Here is a 16470-nt window from a genome sequence, read left to right as displayed (position 1 = left end):
GAGGTGACGAGCGCAATCTGGTTCGGCGAGGTATCCCGGTTATGTCGGCCACAGCCGGTGAATGTACCGCAATGTACGGGGCCGGGCTCAGGCCGCAGCGAAGGACTGCGGGTCGGGCGGCTCCGCCGGTGACGTCTGTCGGGCCTCAGGGACCGAATACGGGGGGAGTGTTCCCTATGACTCGACCAGGATCACGATTGATTCCGGCACGACGCCATCAAAGACCATCGCATCGGCAGCGGCCTGGGTCTGCATGGCCTTCGACAGGGCGTCCAGATCGGGGACATCCATGAGAATGGCCACCCGGGTCTGGTCCTGGGGATCGACGAAGGTTCGGATGTTGGTCACGCCGAGCGTGCCAAATACCTCTTTGCGCTTTGGCGACTTCAGCCAGTGTTCCGCACCCTTGGTGATCTTATGGTGGGCGATGATGGTTGGCATTGCATCCTCCCTGCCGTGGCATGGACGTCGGATTGTCGCAACTTTTCCTGTGCATCTGCGTTCCCTCACGGAAGGCCCGCTGGGGCCGGCTGTCAATTAGCCCGTCGGGAGTAGGGCGCCGTCGCCACGAGGACGCTTTTGATGCCGAAATTCGTGACCATTGGATATGGGGACCGTGCAGGCTACGACCGCACAGCGACGGACGTCCGGGATGCGGCGCACGCGCATGATGCGGAACTTCGTGCAAGAGGGGCCCTGATGGGGATCGCCGGAGCGCCTGTCCAGGTACGCAACGCCAACGCTGCACATATCGAGAAGCGAAGCGGTCCGTTCATGTCGTCGTCGCTTCCTGTGGCCGGCTTCGCGGTGATCGAGGCCGAAGACCTGGCCGAAGCGATCGATATAGTGTCACGCACCCCGTGCGCGGTCGCTCACGGGGTGGTCGAGGTCTGGCCGCTCGAGGATCCTTAGATCCGAAAACCGACTCTCCTTAAGAGGCCTGGGCGACCAATGTTGGTTCCTGTATCTCGATCGCGCGGCTCTCGACCTTCGCCTCCGCGGCCACGGCCGGCTGCCTGTTGTCCCTGAAGAGTTTCCACTTTGTCGGTCGGAAGGCGATGCGGCTGTGGTCACCGGCCGCGGCGCGTTCGGGGGAGAGTTCGATCTCGACATGGGGATGGTTGCGGCCGAGGTCGAGTTCGAGATGGCGGGTGCCGGCGACGCGGCGGCTGGCGGTGACGAGGCCGGCGAGACAGCCGCCGCAGCCGTCGATCAGCTCGATGTCGTGCGGGCGGAAGTAGAGATTGGCCGGGCCGTCCGGCTCGGATGGCGCGCGCAGGCCGATCGGCCGGTCCTCGAACCAGATCTCGCCGTTCTGCAGCGTGACGGCGAGGCAGTTCGACTGGCCGATGAAGCCGAAGACGAAGGGCGAGACCGGATGGTCGTAGATCTCGTCGGGGGTGCCAACCTGCTCGATCGCCCCCTTGCTCATGACGACGACGCGGTCGGCCAGTTCCAGCGCCTCCTCCTGGTCGTGGGTGACGAAGATGGTGGTGTGGCCGGTGCGGTCATGGATCTCGCGCAGCCACTTGCGCAGCTCTTTGCGCACCTGGGCGTCGAGCGCGCCGAAGGGTTCGTCGAGCAGAAGCACGTTCGGCTCGACCGCCATGGCGCGGGCCAGCGCCACGCGCTGGCGCTGGCCGCCCGACAGCTGCGCCGGATAACGCTTGTCGAGGCCGGAGAGCTGCACGAGGTCGAGCAGATCGAGCGCCCGCTTGCGGATCTCGGCGGCCGGCGGCCGGCGGCTCGACGGGCGCACCTTCAGCCCGAAGGCGACGTTGTCGAGCACCGTCATGTGGCGGAAGAGGGCATAGTGCTGGAAGACGAAGCCGATGTTGCGCTGCTGCACCGTCTTTTGCGAGGCATCCTCGTCGCCGAAGAAGATGGTGCCGCCGGTCGGGCTTTCGAGCCCGGCAACCAGGCGCAGCAATGTCGTCTTGCCGGAGCCGGAGGGGCCGAGCAGCGCGATCAGCTCACCGGAGCGGATGTCGAGCGAGACGTCGTCGAGCGCCGGGAAGCGGCCGAATTCCTTGCGGATGTTGTGAACGCGCACGTCCATGGCGATACCTTTCAAATGCCTGCGGCAGCTGGTCGAATGCGGGCTTTCCCGGTCAATGCTTGCACGGCGGTCAATGTCTGCGGCTGGCGGCGATCTCGGCGCTGTAGCGGATCTCCAGCGCCGTCTTCAGGATCAGGGTGATCAGCGCCAGCAGCGCCAGCAACGCCGCCACCGCGAAGGCGGCGACGAAGTTGTACTCATTATAGAGGATTTCGACCTGCAACGGCATGGTGTTGGTCTCACCGCGAATATGGCCGGAGACCACCGAGACGGCGCCGAACTCGCCCATGGCCCGGGCGTTGCAGAGGAGCACGCCGTAGAGCAGCCCCCATTTGATGTTGGGCAGCGTCACATGCCAGAAGGTCTGCCAGCCCGATGCGCCCAAGGAGAGTGCGGCCTCCTCGTCGCTGGAACCCTGTTCCTGCATCAACGGGATCAGCTCGCGGGCAACGAAGGGGAAGGTGACGAAGACGGTGGCCAGCACCAGCCCGGGCACGGCAAACAGGATCTGGATGCCGTGGCTCTGCAGCCACGGACCGATCAGGCTGTGCGAGCCGAACAGCAGCACGAAGACGAGGCCGGAGATCACCGGCGAGACCGAGAACGGCAGGTCGATCAGCGTCGTCAGGAACGCCTTGCCCTTGAACTCGAACTTGGCGATCGCCCAGGCGGCGGCGACGCCGAAGACGAGGTTGAGCGGCACGGCGATGGCAGCGACGGTGAGCGTCAGGCGGATCGCCGAGAAGGTCTCGGCATCGCCGAGGGCTGCAACAAACTCGCCGATGCCCTTGCGCAGCGCCTCGGTAAAGACGGCGGCGAGCGGCAACAGCAGGAACAGCGCGACGAAGGCAAGCGCCGTGATCGTCAGCGTCAGCCGGGCAAAGCGGCTTTCCGAGGTGGCGGCGGCCAGTTCCGGCAAGGCGGGCTGCGGGCCGGACGCCGGCAGCGGGCCGGATGCGGGCAGGGGGCTGGCGGTCAGATCATGCGACATAGACATATCTCCGCCGGCTCCAGGCCTGGATCGAGTTGATGAGCAGCAGCATGGCAAAGGAGATCGCCAGCATGACCGCGGCAATGGCGGTGGCGGCAGCGTAGTTAAACTCTTCGAGCCGGATGACGATCAGAAGCGGCGCGATCTCGGAGACATAAGGCAGGTTGCCGGCGATGAAGATCACCGAGCCGTATTCGCCGACGCCGCGGGCAAAGGCGAGCGCAAAGCCGGTGAGGCCGGCCGGCAGCAGCCCCGGCAACAGCACCCGGCTGATCGTCTGGAAGCGGCTGGCGCCGAGCGTGGCGGCGGCCTCCTCCACTTCCTTGTCGATCTCCTCCATGATCGGCTGCACGGTCCTGACGACGAAGGGCAGGCCGACGAAGATCAGGGCGATGACGATGCCGGCGGGGGTAAAGGCGATCTTGAGCCCGAGCGGCTCGATGAACTGGCCGATCCAGCCGTTCGGGGCATAAAGCGTCGTCAGCGCGATGCCGGCAACCGCGGTCGGCAGCGCGAACGGCAGGTCGACCATGGCGTCGATCACCCGTTTGCCGGGGAAACGATAGCGCACCAGCACCCAGGCGAGGATGACGCCGAAGACGAGGTTGATGATCGCGGCGAGAAACGCCGTGCCGAACGAGATCTTCAGCGCATTGAGCGTGCGCGGATCCAGCGCCAGTTCAAAGAACTTGGCCCAGCCGAGCCCGCTGGCCCGAAACACCAGGCCCGACAGCGGGATCAACACGATCAGCACCAGCCAGCTCAGCGTGATCCCGAGCGACAGCCCAAACCCGGGCAAAACACTCGGCTGGCGAAACCGCCAGCGGTTCCCATTGCGTCGCTCCGTCAACTTTCGGTCACCTTTTCAGCCCTGCAACCGTAAACGGTTGCGCCATCCCCTCATCCAAACCGATCATCAAGTCGCCGGTTGGCCGGCTTGTCAGAGCGCCGGTGTATTCGGCGCCAAACTAACAATTTCGCGGGCTCCAACAACGCAAATTTTTGACGCTGGGACGGGTCACAAGGAAACTGATTTCGCTTTTGAGCCGCGTCGATGGAAACACTCTACTGCGAATATTGTTCCATGCCGGATTGTCGATCACGCGGACGTAACTTCCGGATAAGAAAATAAATACTATCGAATTTATAGATATTAGGTGTTCCGTGCTTCTCCGCAGTCTGCCGCTTGCGCATAGTCGATCCAGAACCGGACCTGTTTGCAACGGGTCGTTGCAAGGCCCGGATCGTCTTCGCAAGAGATTGATGTCATGGCAAAAACACTGATCATTCCTGGATTGTTCGGGTCCGACGAGGGGCACTGGCAGCGCCACTGGCTGCGGGATCATCCGGATGCGGTTCTGGTCGAACAAAACGATTGGAACCGGCCAAGACTCGCTGATTGGCGCGATGCTCTCGAGCGCGAAATCCTTCGGCACGGGGTCGTCGACCTGGTCGCCCACAGTCTCGGCTCGGTTCTCGTTGCCAATCTGGCGCGACGCCCCTTGGCAAGACATGTGCGCAGCGCGCTGCTTGTCGCGCCCTGCGACCTTGGGCCAACCGAGCGCCTGCATCCCGCTGCCATCGATTTTGGCCCGATGCCCGATCTGCCGTTGCCCTTTTCCAGCCTCGTCGTCGGCAGCCTCAACGATCCCTACATGCCTTTCGATCGCTTGCGGCACTTTTCGACACGATGGGGCAGCCGCCTCGTCGACCTTGGCCATGCCGGCCATATCAATATCGCCAGTGGCTTCGGTCGCTGGTCGCACGGCTATGATCTGTTGCGTGTTTTGAACGGCATCGCGCGGCGCGAACAACCGCGTGCGCAATCGATGGAACTTGAGGGGATGGACCGCTCACCCGTGCCAAACGGTCTGGCCTGAAGCCTTTTGGAGGGCCGGTCCACAGGCTGTTTCACACAGCACTTGATGTTCGGATCGTTTCGCGCTCTAATAGAGCACTAACTTTATAGAGTATGCCGTCTAGGGATGACCATGCGCCAAAGTGCCAGGCCAACCGGAACAACGGATACGGGCTCGACCGCTGCCGCGGCGGGCGCTATGTTTTCCCGACCCCTCGACTTTTGCGCAGATCGACAATTGAGTAAGGCGGTCGGCAATTTTTCACTATTCGGTCGGTATCCGCGTTTCGAACCGAAACAGCCATGCATTTCAGACTTTGCCGGGTAGAACCGGCCATGGGAGAGTGCACATGACTGTCCATGGATTGTTTGCGAAGGTCGCTCCGGAGGGAGCCGGTGCGCGAACCAAGCCGCACATCGCCATCATCGGCCGCGGCTTTTCCGGCGTGATGATGGCCATTGCGCTGATGAAATCGGTGCGGACGGCGTTCCACGTGCACCTCTTCGATCCGCAGCCGACGATCAGCGGCGGTCAGGTGCTGGCCGCCGCCCAGAGCGGGGAGATCCTCAACAGCCGGGTGCGCGACCTTTCAGTCGCCGCCGGCCAGCCGGAGGACTTCAACGATTGGCTGCTGGCGAATGCCGAATTTCGCGCGGCCGTCTCTGCCGCGATCCCCGGCTTTCAGCAGATCTTCGTGCCGAAGAGCATCTTCAGCGACTATGTCTATCAGCGTTTTTCCGAAGCGCTGACGCGCCGGCCTGACATTTCGATGCAACTCTCCTGCCAGGCGGTCTTGGGGCTGCGCAAGCAAGCCAACGGCCGCTTCCTGGTGGTGCAGGAGGAAGCAACGGTGGAGTGCGATGCCGTCGTGCTGGCGACCGGCTTCGGCCTTCGCCATGGCGAGATGCAGATTGCCAAAGAGGAGAGGCCGCTGGTGCGCGCCCGCCGTCTGGTCGTCCCGCGCCATACGGTCCTGCTCGGCAGCGGCGTCAGGGTGGTCGACCGCCTGCTGCAGTTGCGCGACAATGGCTTTGCTGGCGAGATCACCATTCTTTCCCGACACGGCTTCCTGCCGCAGCCGCACACACGCCTTGCGGCCGCGCCAACCTTTCCGGTCGAACCGATGCCGACCCGGCTCGGCGATATCGTCCGCTTCGTCCGGCAGGCCTGTGCCCAGGCGGAAGCGGCCGGCCTTGGCTGGCAAGCGGCCATGAACGGTCTGCGCCGGCGCGCACGTTCCCTCTGGCAATCTTTGCCCGAAGAGGAAAAGCGTCGGTTCAACCGGCACCTGCGGTCGATCTATGACAGCCACCGCAACCGTTTGCCGGCGCCGCTCCATTTGCGTCTCCAGCAGGAGTTGGCCGGCGGGCAGACCAGCATCCGGAAGGGCTGGGCGGGTAAGCGCCGGCCCGACGGGTTGATGGTGCGCTGGGCGGCCGAAAGCGAGGAGACTCTGCTTTCGGCCGATCAGGTGATCGACTGTCGTTGTTCGGCGCCGGACCTTCGGGCGCAACTGATGCAGAGCCTCTTTGCCGGCGGCCTGGCCGAGCCGGACGAACTCAATCTCGGCATTGCCGTCAGCCCGGCTGGCGAAGTTCTGGCCGGCGGGCAAGCGACCCGCAATCTCTACGCGATCGGACCGCTCGGTGTCGGCAGTCTGCCGGACATTGACCTGGTACCTGAAATCGTGACGCAGACCTACGCGGCGGCACGATTGATCGCTACGCGGCATCGCGTGACGCTGAAGACCGGGTGACGGTCTATCCGATCCCCCGGGGCGTCAGCGTCGTGTCGCCCACGGTACCAGCCATCGTTCTAGCAGGCGTGCCGTCATCTCGAAGACGAAAGCAACGGCCGCAATGACGACGATGCCAGCAATCACCACATCGGTCACCAGAAACTGGGCTGCAGACTGGATCATGAAGCCGAGGCCGCGCGTTGCCGCCACCAGTTCGGCGGCCACCAGGGTCGACCAGCCCGCTCCGAGCGCGATCCGGGTTCCGGTCAAGACCGAAGGCAGGGCGCTTGGCAGGATGACGTGGCGCAAGACCTGTAGACGCGACGCGCCAAAGGAGCGGGCCGCGTTGATGTGATCGGTCGCGGTGGATTTGACGCCGGTCGCCGTCGACAGAATTATCGGCGGCAACATTGCAAGCGCAATGACCGCGATCTTGGAAGCCTCGCCGATGCCCAGCCAGATGATCACCAGTGGAAGATAGGCAAGCGGCGGCAAGGGGCGCAAAAACTCTACGATCGGATCGAGGATGCCTTTGCCGAGCCGGCTCGTGCCGATGGCAATTCCAGCCGGCACACCGAGGAGGATGGCGACTGCGAGCGCGCCGAAAATCCGCAGGAGGCTCGCGCCCACATGCTGGGCGAGGGTCGCGTCGACGAAACCGGTAACGGCGAGACTCTGTAGAGCCTGATAGACGGCGAGTGGCGAAGGCAGGAACAGCGGCGAGACCAGACCATAGCTTGAGGCGAGGATCCAAAGAACGAGCAACACAGCGATTGTCGTTAGGGATATCCAGGCGAGCGGTAGCGGCGACCTTGTCTTGCCCGTTCCCGGCTGTTCGACGATGCCATGCGGCCGACGCGTCGTCGACGGCGCGTTTTCGATCGAGAGGCTCATGCCGCGATCCCTTCGTCTTCGGCGTGGATGAGGTCGGTCAATTCGTCATGCAGGCGCCGGAACGCCGGCGAACTGCGGATTTCGGAAAGCGGTACGCCGGCCAGAAGGTCGCGACCAAATGTGGTCGTCATATCGCTGGCGACGCGCCCGGGATTGGGCGCGAGCACGATGATCCGGGTCGCAAGCAGAAGTGCTTCCTCGATGCTGTGGGTGATCAACAGCGCACCGACGCCGCTCTTCTGCCAGACATCGAGAAGAAAGCCCTGCATGCGACTGCGCGTGAGTGCATCGAGCGCGCCAAGCGGTTCATCCATGAGCAGGAACTTCGGATCGGAAGCGAGTGCTCTGGCGATGCCAACCCTCTGGCGCATGCCACCGGAAAGTTCCCAGACATGGCGGCTCGCCGCGTCGGGCAGGCCGACCCGGTCAAGGAGACCCCTTGCCTTTTCCACGCGCTCCGATCTGGAAATGCCGCGCAGATGAAGCGGAAAGGCGACGTTGTCGAGAGTGGTCAGCCACGGATAGAGCGCATCGTCCTGGAAAACGACGGCCCGATCTGAGCCCGGAACCGTTACTGGCCGACCATCGATGCCGACATGGCCGCTGCTTGCCGCCACGAAACCGGCGGCGAGATTGAGAAGGCTGGTCTTGCCCGAGCCGGAACGGCCGATGACGACGACGAATTCGTCGCGGGCGATCTTCAGGTTGATGGAAGCGAGAACCGGGGCGGTCCTGCTGTCAGAGGCTGGATAGCGCAGCGTGACATTTTCGAGGGAGAGAACGGACATCCTGCTGCTCCAGCCTGGGTGGCACGTCGACATGTTTGCCGGGCGCTCTGTGCCCGGCAAACATGCGAACCGCGCTGGTCTCAGAACGAGAGTTTCGCCGCTTCCTGCGCCCAGCGGGCGGAGACGTAGGGCGCGTAATCCGGAAGCACCGCGGGGATCTTGCCCTGTTCGAGCAGGAAGGCCGAGGTCTGCGCGATTGCCTTGGCCGTCGCCCCGCCGAGAAGATCGGCGCCTGCCTGCTCTTCAAGCGAAGGGAAGTAATAGCCCTTGAGCAGGGTCGGCACGTCCTCGGTCTTTGCGCCGGTCAGGCGGGCGATCTTCTCCACCTCAGGCGAACCCACGTTCCAGTTTTCCGGCTTTGCGCGGTAATCCGCATAGGCGTCGCCAGTCACCTTGACGAAGCCGGTCACGATATCCGGATGTTCCTCGGCAAACTTCTTGCTGACGATCCAGGCGTCGAACGTCGGACCGCCCCATTTCGCCACGTCGCTCGAGGTCGCAAGCACCGTCGCGGTCTTCTTGATTTCGGAGAGCACTGGATCCCAGACATAGGCGCCGTCGATATCGCCGCGCTGCCAGGCCGCCGCGATTTCCGGCGGCCGGAGGTTGAGGATCTCGACGGATTTCGGGTCGAGGTTCCAGTGTTTCAGGGCCGTGAGCAGGCTGTAGTGCGCCGTCGAAACGAAGGGCGTTGCGATCTTCTTGCCGGCAAGCTGCTCCGGCTTATCGATGCCCTTGACGGCGAGTGCCTCGGCTTCGCTGATCAGTCCGACGACGAAGATGGTTTCGAGGGGGATTTGCCGGCTGGCAGCAGCGGCGAGCGGCGACGAGCCGACATAGCCGATGTCGATCGACCCTGAAGCGAGCGCGGCGATCACGTCGGCGCCGCCATCAAACTTCTGCCAGGTGATCTTGGCTCCGGTGGCCTTTTCGTAGGTGCCATCCGCCTGCGGCACGCGTGACGGCTCGACGATCGGTTGGTAGCCGATCGTCAGCGTTGTCTCGGCAGCGAGAGCGGGGGAGGCGGCCTGGCTGGCCAGAAGCATTGCCGCACTTGCGGCGAGAAGGGTGCGTCTGCGGATCGTCATTGTGTGCTCCTCAACGGTTGGGTCCTGGCCCCGCTGTGGAGCCTCATCACAATGCTGATTAAAAAGATGTATTTTATATAGATAATTTATTCCGCATTTCGCTGGCCCGCAGTGGGTCCATTCCAAAGTTGAGCCGTTTCGGCGCAGCTTCGTGCGCCCGAGGCTTCACCGCGAGACTAGAGACTAAGACCGCCATAACGGCCGTGGTGGTAGACGATCGGCTCGCCAGAGCCCGCGGTGATGGCGACTACCCGGCCGAGGATGATCGCGTGGCTGTGGCGCTCGATGATTTCCTCGACCTCGCAGTCGATCGCGGCCAATGCCCCGCTCAATGCTGACGCGCCGCTTGCCAGCCGAACCCAGTCGGCGCCCTCATAGCGGGCAGGGCCCTTTGCTCCATCAACGCCGGAGAAGCGCTCCGCCACCCTCTGATGCTCTCGCGCGAGGACGTTGACGCAGAAATGCCGGTAGCGCTGGATGATCGGCCAGGTCGAAGACGTTCGGTTGATGTTGACGATCATGGTCGGCGGGTCCACCGACAGCGCCGTCGCCGAGGTGACTGTGGCACCCGTCCGGTCGTCCCCGATGCCGGCCGTGATCACGGATACGCCCCCTGAGAAATTGCGCATCGCCGCCTTGAGGGCCGGCGCCGTGATCGGTGCGTAGCCGTTTCCGGTTGGAATGCTTGCGTCGAATGCTGGAGATGCGGCGAGCGCGATCGTCATGGCCAGTCCCTCGAAAATTTTGCCTAATTCCCGATCGCAATCCGGCGATACGAGAAAAATTTTTCCTCTCATCAAAAATGATAGCCTCAAAATTGATTGTCAATAAATTTTATAGAGTTTATGTTTTTCGCTTCGGCAAGGCGATCATGGCTGCCGAAAACGAGCTTGCGAGGAGGCATTTGCCGATGAACACTGCGCCCGTAAAAGTCCCTGAAAAGATCAATGTTCTCTGGTTCCTTCCGACCCATGGTGACAGTCGCTATCTCGGCACCACGCGCGGCGGCCGCAATGTCGATATCAACTACCTGAAGCAAGTGGCGCAGGCCGCCGACTCGCTCGGCTATTACGGCGTGCTCATTCCGACGGGGCGCAGCTGCGAGGATAGCTGGGTGGTCGCCTCGGCGCTGGCGCCGCTGACCGAAAAACTGCGCTTCCTGATTGCAGTGCGACCCGGCCTTCTGTCGCCGACATTGGCAGCGCGCATGACTGCGACGCTCGATCGGCTCTCGAACGGACGACTGCTGATCAACGTCGTCACCGGCGGCGACCCGATCGAAAACAAGGGCGATGGTATCCACCTCTCGCACACCGAACGCTACGAGGTGACGGAGGAATTTCTGAACATCTACAAGGCGGTGCTTCGCGGCGAAGACGTCGATTTCAAGGGGAACCACTTCGATATCGAGGACGGGAAGCTTCTGTTCCAGCCTGTGCAGAAGCCGCATCCGCCGCTTTATTTCGGCGGTTCATCGGGCAAGGGCCAGGAAGTGGCGGCGCGCACCATCGACAAGTACCTGACCTGGGGAGAACCCGTCGAAGACGTTGCCAGGAAGATTGCCGAGGTTCGCGCGCTCGCAGATGCCGAGGGCAGGGATGTGACCTTCGGCATCCGCCTTCACGTGATCGTGCGCGAAACCGCCAAGGAGGCATGGCAGGCGGCCGACGAACTGATACAATATGTCGATGACGACACGATTGCCGCCGCACAGAAGGTGTTCGAGCGTATGGATTCGGTTGGGCAGAGCCGCATGAGCCGTCTGCATGGTGGCCTGCGCGACAAGCTTGAAGTCGCTCCGAACCTCTGGGCCGGGGTCGGCTTGGTGCGCGGCGGCGCGGGCACGGCCCTTGTCGGTGATCCTGATCAGGTGAAGGCCCGCATGGAGGAGTACCGGCAGGCGGGTATCGATAGTTTCATCCTGTCCGGCTATCCGCACCTTGAGGAGGCCTATCGGTTCGGTGAACTGGTGCTGCCGAACCTGCCACTTGCCCATGCCGTTCCGGCACGCGAAGCGTCGATCAACACCGGGCCGTTTGGCGAAACGATTGCTGGCGACCATCGTCCGAAGCTGAAGGTCTCCCAGTCGTGACAGGAACGGCGCGCCGAACCGTGATCGCAATCGTCGGCGGCGGCTTCACCGGGGCGGCGGTTGCTGCAAACCTGGCGCGAAACGCGGCAAGTGACGGCGCGGACATTGTTGTTTTCGAGCCGAGGGTGCGACTTGGCGCAGGCCTCGCCTATGACACGGACAATCCTGCGCACCGCATCAATGTGCCGGCCGCGCGCATGAGCCTCATTCCCGATGATCCCGACGATTTCCTCAACTGGATGGTGACAAGAGGTGAACCGCGCGATGATCCGGAGGCCCTGGCGGTCGACGGCAATCTCTATCCGCGCCGGGCAGTGTTCGGCCGCTATGTCGGCGAGTTCATCGCGCCCTTTCTGAAAAGTGGAAAGGTGGAGCATCGGCGCGAACGCGTCGAGCACATCGAGCGCCGCGGGAGCCGTTGGCGGCTGAGCAGTTCGGCCGGCACGGAACTGCTGGCCGATATCGTCGTTATCGCCACCACCCATCCGGCGCCGTGCGCCCCACGGCACCTGGATCAGGTCCTTCACGGCCACCCGCGCTATGTGCCTGATTCCACCGTTGCAGGTGCCTTGGCCTGCATCCGCGCCGATGACCACGTCCTTGTCGTCGGAAACGGGCTCACGGCAGCCGACGTGATTGCCTCGTTGGGTCTCGCCGATCATCGTGGGCCGATCGTTGCGTTGTCGCGCCGCGGCCTGCGGTCACGCGGCCATGCGGCCGTGCCCCAGGAGCCTTTCGGCGATTTTACCGGCGAACCGGCGCGAACCGCACTCGAACTGTTGAAGCGGGTCCGGCGTGCCTTGCTGGATGCGGCCGACATCGGTACGAGCTGGCATGGCGTTTTCGATGCGCTTCGCAGCCAAGGTGGCGAGATCTGGCGGGCCCTGCCGGTGACGGAGCGCCGCCGGCTCGTGCGCCATCTGCGTCCCTTCTGGGACGTTCACCGTTTTCGCGTTGCGCCACAGATCGATGGAGCGATCCTGCATGGGCTGGAGCAGGGGCGGCTCCGAATCCTCGGAGCTTCGATCGAGGAGGTCGAAAGACGCGGTCAGGTCATCGCCGTCGATATCCGCCACCGGCACACGGGCCACAGGGAGCGCCTGCTCTTCGATGCCTGCGTGGTGACGACCGGTCCGGCCCATACAGGAATACTTTCAAGCCAGGGTTGGCTTGCCGATCTCGCATCACAAGGGTGGTTGCGTTCGGATGACGTGGGTCTGGGGCTTGCCTGTGACGAGGTCAGCTGTGCGATCGGTGCGAACGGCATGGCCGAGCGATCGCTGATCGTCGCGGGGCCGCTGGCGCGCGGTACGTTTGGCGAACTCATGGGCCTGCCGCAAGTCAACGATCACGCAATATTCGTCGCCAACGAGGTTGCAGACATGTTGGTGAAGTCGAGACGAGATAGCCGGCGTGTTGCTACCGTCGCAAGAATGCAGCAAAGGCAGACAACGAAAGCGCGCGACGTCGCTAGCCGTTGACCGGCGTGGCTTCTCCGTCGAGACGTCGCGACCAATCCTCCACCGTGTGTGTTTGCAGGCGCTTGGCTGCATAATCCCGCCAGCTGGAAGGGAGTATTGCGAGATTCGCGATCTCTTCGAGAGCCTCCCGGTTGAGCGTGTCGACGTAGAGGAAGTGCCAGAGCCGGGCGATCGTCCACTCCGGATGGCGGCGCTCGACGAGGTGCATTCGGTCGCCAGCCGATAACAGTCCGCCCTCGACGACGCGATAATACCAGCCGGTGCGCCCGGATTGCTGAAGGCGCCGCGCCATGTCCGGCAAGTCGAAGCGGCGGTTCAGTTTCCAGCAGGGTTGCCTTCCCTGGCTTACTTCCAGAAGAGCGCCGCCGATGCGGAAGCGGTCGCCGACCGCGACATCTCTCTCCGTCAGCCCCAGGGTCGAGAGATTTTCACCAAATGCGCCCGGCAGTCGCAACAGCGGGATGGAACCGATCTCGTCCGCCCAGGCTCGGTAGTGATCCCGAGGATAGTGATGAACGGCCTTGTCGACACCGCCGTGCCTTTTCAGGTCACCCTGATGGTCGCCGGAAAAGCCGGTGGCACAGAGCAAAACGGCACCGTCGAGCGGATGCTTGTCAATGCCGCTCAGGGTCCCGCGATCGTCGATCGGCGCGAGGCCACCGACGAGCAGGGCGTCGAGCGTGATCGGCTGCCGGTCAATCATCAATCTGTTCCAGCCACTCGCCAATCATCGCTGTGGCAGCGCGCTTCAGGCTTGGGCCGAAGCGCTCCGCATCGGCACGAAGATCCGGCACGCTCAATCCTGCTGCCGCCAGTTCGCAGGCATGGCCGACCAACCAGCGTTCGAAGGCAGCACCCGTTTCCGTCTCAGGATGAAACTGCAAGCCCAGGATGTTGCGCCCGCGCATGAAAGCCTGCTGCACGATTTGTGGTGTCGACGCCAGCAAATCGGCTCCGGGCGGCAGGTCATAGGTGTCGCCATGCCAGTGCAATACGGAAATGTCCGCGAGATGACGGAGAGGTGAGGCGAGGCCTGAATATGAGAGGCCAAGCGGCGAAAAGCCGATCTCCTTGATGCCGGACGAATAGACGCGCGCGCCGAGTGCCCGAGCGATCAGTTGCGCGCCCAGGCAATTGCCAAGCGTTGGTCGATTTGCGGCAAGACGCGTCTGCAGCAGCGAGATCTCCTCCGCCACGAAAGGATAGGCCGTCTCCTCATAGACGCCGATTGGCCCGCCGAGCACGACGAGAAGATCCGGCTCGATTGGATCGAACGACAGATAGTCGGCATTGCCGACATCTCGATACTCGATGGCAAACCCCGCCGCGGCCAGCGCGTCCGCAAAGGTGCCAAGGTCTTCGAAATGCACGTGCCGCACGGCAACGGCCTTCATCGTGGTCATCATGCGTCTCCTCTAGCGGCGACCATTCTGGGTATCGGGGATCGTGCAGCCGTCGCTCGTACATCCGAGCGTTTCCGAAACTGCTGCGGAGAAGTCCGGGATCGGGGTAGCGAGCAGTGTCGCCAGGCGTGCGCCGACGACCATATCGTCTTCGATACCGAAGCGATGGTATTCAACGTGGCCGTCGCGGCCAATAATGATCGCAGTCGGTGTCCCGCGCATGCCGTAACGCTCCATTGTCTTCGGTATCGGCCCATCGTCGGATGGTTGATCGACGGCAATCGGGAAGGTCAGCCGGTATTCGTGGATGAAGGCCTTGAGTGCCTCCGGCGTCATGACCGCGTGATGCTCGAACACCGAATGCAGGCCGATGACCTGGAGGTCGGTCTCGCGAAAGATGTCCTGGGCGCGCTGCGCCTGCGGCAGTCCGTGCGAAACGCATGCGGGGCAGAGCATCTGGAAGGCATGGAGGAAAACGACCCGTCCGCGAAGTCGCTCGAGGCTGAGGGGTGTCGGGGCATTGAACCATTTCGAAACGGCGAGTTCCGGCGCCGCGATCCGATAGTTGCTGTTCATTGTCTTCTCCGGAGAAGGCCGGACGGGCGTGCCGCCCGGCCGCCTTGTCAGGCCGCTTCGCGTACGAGCTTCACGCCGGGAAAATCGACCGGCACGGCAAGCGCAACGTTGATGTAATTGGTGAAGAGGTTGAGGGCGACATGGGCGATGATCTCGACCACGTCCTGATCGTCGTAGCCGGCATCACGTAGCGCCCGTACGTCGGCGTCAGTGATCTGGCCGCGGGCATCGACGAGCTTTTGGGCGAACGTCAACGCGACCGCCGTCTTCGGGTCGGATGATTTGCCCCGTTGCGCGCTTACCATCTCCTCGGCGGTCGCGCCGGCCTTGCGGCCAAGTGCGGTGTGGGCGGCCAGGCAATAGTGGCAATCGTTGCGGTCGGCGACGGCAACGGCGATCTGCTCGCCGAGCTTGGCGCTGAGGCGGCCATTTCCGAGCGCGCCGAAAGAGCCCCACATGCTGGCAAGGGCAGCCGGCGAGTTGGCGACCGCCCGGAACATGTTGGGCGCGACCCCGAAGGCGGACCGGATCTCGCCAAGCAGTTCAGCACTGGCGCCGGTTGCGGAAATGGGGTCAACTAGATTAATTCTGCTCATGGTTTTCTCTTTCTGTTTGCGTGGAGGGAGAAAATTGCCGGTCCGCCGATGGCAGTCGTCGGACCGGCGCCAACATCATCGACGCCTGCTCGCAGTACTGAGACGGGTGCTCGTGGGCCCCGATGTTGAAGCTGGGCGAGAGCATGGTCGCGCTCGCGGTCTTGCCCCGGACTTGCCCCGGACTTGGTTGCCGGCGCTCGTGTTTCCTTTCATTCTCATTTCAGGCCGCGCCGCGGTTGAAAACCCGCCAGGCCGCGTCCCGATCCGCAGCGTCGGCGCTTTCAAATTCACCGCAGTCGACGCGCAACTCCGACGGCCCGAAGGCGGCATCGACGAAGGCGCAATGGTGCGGTGCTTTCGGATCGTCGTAGACATTGGGCCGGAAGTAGCGACAGTTGACGCACATGCGCTGTTCCGGGATCGCCCCGACCGACTGTAGGCGGCGGATGATCTTGATGAGGTGCATCAGCAGGTCCTGCTGCTCGAGTTTGGAGAGCGCTGCGATAGCATCTTCGGTCGCCGATGCCAGTTGACCAGCCTGGCGCACTGCGGCCTCGCCCTGCAACGTCGCCGCAACTTTAAGAGCACGTGCGTCGCTCGGGTCGGCCTGTTTCTCGACAAGCCCCTTGCGCAGGAGCGCATTGACCGAATCCGTCGTGGTCGGCTGGCTGACGCCGAGATAGGCGGCAATCTCTTTGACACGCATGCCGCTCCGTCCACGGGCGACGAGAAAGGTGAGGATCTGCAATTGCGTCGGATTGAGGCCGATCGCCTCGGCAGCCGTCCAGGCCTCGCTGCGCATGGCCGTTGCCACGCGCGATAGCCCGTCGCCGATCCGGTCGACCAAAGTGGGTGTGTTGCCAGGTTCGATACTCATGGCGAGCATAAATATAGGAATCCTATGT

Annotated in this window: 18 protein-coding genes; 5 read left to right on the top strand and 13 right to left on the bottom strand. The window is 63.2% G+C overall.

The window, feature by feature from the left end; all coding sequences use genetic code 11:
* Positions 1-174: 174 nt before the first annotated feature.
* Complete coding sequence (locus PWG15_RS25665; protein WP_275026921.1) at positions 175-441, bottom strand: YciI family protein; 267 nt, start codon at positions 439-441, stop codon at positions 175-177.
* Between the two features lie 141 nt (positions 442-582).
* Here PWG15_RS25665 and PWG15_RS25660 point away from each other — a divergent pair, with 141 nt between their 5' ends.
* Positions 583-912 (top strand): YciI family protein, encoded by a 330-nt coding sequence (locus tag PWG15_RS25660; protein WP_275026920.1) that lies wholly within the window; start codon positions 583-585, stop codon positions 910-912.
* A 19-nt stretch (positions 913-931) separates the two neighbouring features.
* On the opposite strand, the gene PWG15_RS25655 is transcribed toward PWG15_RS25660, so the two are convergent.
* The 3 genes from PWG15_RS25655 to cysT all read right to left on the bottom strand — a co-directional run bounded on the left by PWG15_RS25655 (position 932) and on the right by cysT (position 3900).
* Positions 932-2059: a sulfate/molybdate ABC transporter ATP-binding protein gene (locus PWG15_RS25655; protein ID WP_275026918.1), complete on the bottom strand. Its 1128-nt coding sequence runs from the start codon at positions 2057-2059 to the stop codon at positions 932-934.
* Positions 2060-2129: 70 nt separating this feature from the next.
* Positions 2130-3050: a sulfate ABC transporter permease subunit CysW gene (gene cysW / locus PWG15_RS25650; RefSeq protein WP_275026917.1), complete on the bottom strand. Its 921-nt coding sequence runs from the start codon at positions 3048-3050 to the stop codon at positions 2130-2132.
* Positions 3040-3900 carry a sulfate ABC transporter permease subunit CysT gene (gene cysT / locus PWG15_RS25645; RefSeq protein WP_275026916.1) on the bottom strand — a complete coding sequence of 287 codons (861 nt, stop codon included), beginning with the start codon at positions 3898-3900 and terminating at the stop codon, positions 3040-3042. Before cysT ends, cysW begins: the two co-directional genes overlap by 11 nt.
* A gap of 418 nt (positions 3901-4318) precedes the next feature.
* Here cysT and PWG15_RS25640 point away from each other — a divergent pair, with 418 nt between their 5' ends.
* Complete coding sequence (locus PWG15_RS25640) at positions 4319-4930, top strand: RBBP9/YdeN family alpha/beta hydrolase (RefSeq protein ID WP_275026915.1); 612 nt, start codon at positions 4319-4321, stop codon at positions 4928-4930.
* 328 nt (positions 4931-5258) lie between these two features.
* Complete coding sequence (locus tag PWG15_RS25635) at positions 5259-6665, top strand: FAD/NAD(P)-binding protein (RefSeq protein ID WP_275026914.1); 1407 nt, start codon at positions 5259-5261, stop codon at positions 6663-6665.
* A 24-nt stretch (positions 6666-6689) separates the two neighbouring features.
* On the opposite strand, the gene PWG15_RS25630 is transcribed toward PWG15_RS25635, so the two are convergent.
* The 4 genes from PWG15_RS25630 to PWG15_RS25615 form a co-directional block, all read right to left on the bottom strand.
* The gene (locus tag PWG15_RS25630; protein ID WP_275026913.1) at positions 6690-7541 is read right to left on the bottom strand and encodes an ABC transporter permease subunit; all 852 of its coding nucleotides are present in this window, start codon (positions 7539-7541) and stop codon (positions 6690-6692) included.
* Positions 7538-8329 (bottom strand): taurine ABC transporter ATP-binding protein, encoded by a 792-nt coding sequence (locus tag PWG15_RS25625; RefSeq protein WP_275026912.1) that lies wholly within the window; start codon positions 8327-8329, stop codon positions 7538-7540. Before PWG15_RS25625 ends, PWG15_RS25630 begins: the two co-directional genes overlap by 4 nt.
* An 80-nt stretch (positions 8330-8409) precedes the next feature.
* A complete protein-coding gene (gene tauA / locus PWG15_RS25620) occupies positions 8410-9417 on the bottom strand; it encodes a taurine ABC transporter substrate-binding protein (protein WP_275026911.1) in 1008 nt (335 codons plus the stop codon).
* A gap of 176 nt (positions 9418-9593) precedes the next feature.
* Positions 9594-10142, bottom strand: a complete 549-nt coding sequence (locus tag PWG15_RS25615) for a flavin reductase family protein (RefSeq protein ID WP_425536819.1) — start codon at positions 10140-10142, stop codon at positions 9594-9596.
* A gap of 185 nt (positions 10143-10327) precedes the next feature.
* Here PWG15_RS25615 and ssuD point away from each other — a divergent pair, with 185 nt between their 5' ends.
* Positions 10328-11509 carry an FMNH2-dependent alkanesulfonate monooxygenase gene (gene ssuD / locus PWG15_RS25610; protein ID WP_275026910.1) on the top strand — a complete coding sequence of 394 codons (1182 nt, stop codon included), beginning with the start codon at positions 10328-10330 and terminating at the stop codon, positions 11507-11509.
* A 20-nt stretch (positions 11510-11529) separates the two neighbouring features.
* Positions 11530-12990: an FAD/NAD(P)-binding protein gene (locus PWG15_RS25605; RefSeq protein ID WP_275026909.1), complete on the top strand. Its 1461-nt coding sequence runs from the start codon at positions 11530-11532 to the stop codon at positions 12988-12990.
* Here the strand turns inward: PWG15_RS25605 and PWG15_RS25600 are convergent.
* The 5 genes from PWG15_RS25600 to PWG15_RS25580 form a co-directional block, all read right to left on the bottom strand.
* The gene (locus PWG15_RS25600; protein ID WP_275026908.1) at positions 12980-13693 is read right to left on the bottom strand and encodes an MOSC domain-containing protein; all 714 of its coding nucleotides are present in this window, start codon (positions 13691-13693) and stop codon (positions 12980-12982) included. The two genes, PWG15_RS25605 and PWG15_RS25600, sit on opposite strands and share 11 nt — an antisense overlap.
* Entirely contained in the window at positions 13686-14393 is a 708-nt protein-coding gene (locus tag PWG15_RS25595; RefSeq protein ID WP_425536818.1) for a glutamine amidotransferase, read from the bottom strand. Before PWG15_RS25595 ends, PWG15_RS25600 begins: the two co-directional genes overlap by 8 nt.
* A 12-nt stretch (positions 14394-14405) precedes the next feature.
* Positions 14406-14969 (bottom strand): peroxiredoxin family protein, encoded by a 564-nt coding sequence (locus PWG15_RS25590; RefSeq protein WP_275026907.1) that lies wholly within the window; start codon positions 14967-14969, stop codon positions 14406-14408.
* A 47-nt stretch (positions 14970-15016) separates the two neighbouring features.
* Positions 15017-15565, bottom strand: coding sequence for a carboxymuconolactone decarboxylase family protein (locus tag PWG15_RS25585; protein WP_275026906.1), 549 nt, complete (start codon positions 15563-15565; stop codon positions 15017-15019).
* A gap of 220 nt (positions 15566-15785) precedes the next feature.
* Positions 15786-16451, bottom strand: coding sequence for a MarR family winged helix-turn-helix transcriptional regulator (locus tag PWG15_RS25580; protein WP_275026905.1), 666 nt, complete (start codon positions 16449-16451; stop codon positions 15786-15788).
* Between the last annotated feature and the right edge of the window lie 19 nt (positions 16452-16470).

The sequence above is a fragment of the Ensifer adhaerens genome (assembly GCF_028993555.1).
Taxonomy (GTDB): Bacteria; Pseudomonadota; Alphaproteobacteria; order Rhizobiales; family Rhizobiaceae; genus Ensifer; species Ensifer adhaerens_I.
This window is presented reverse-complemented; position numbering and strand designations above follow the sequence as displayed.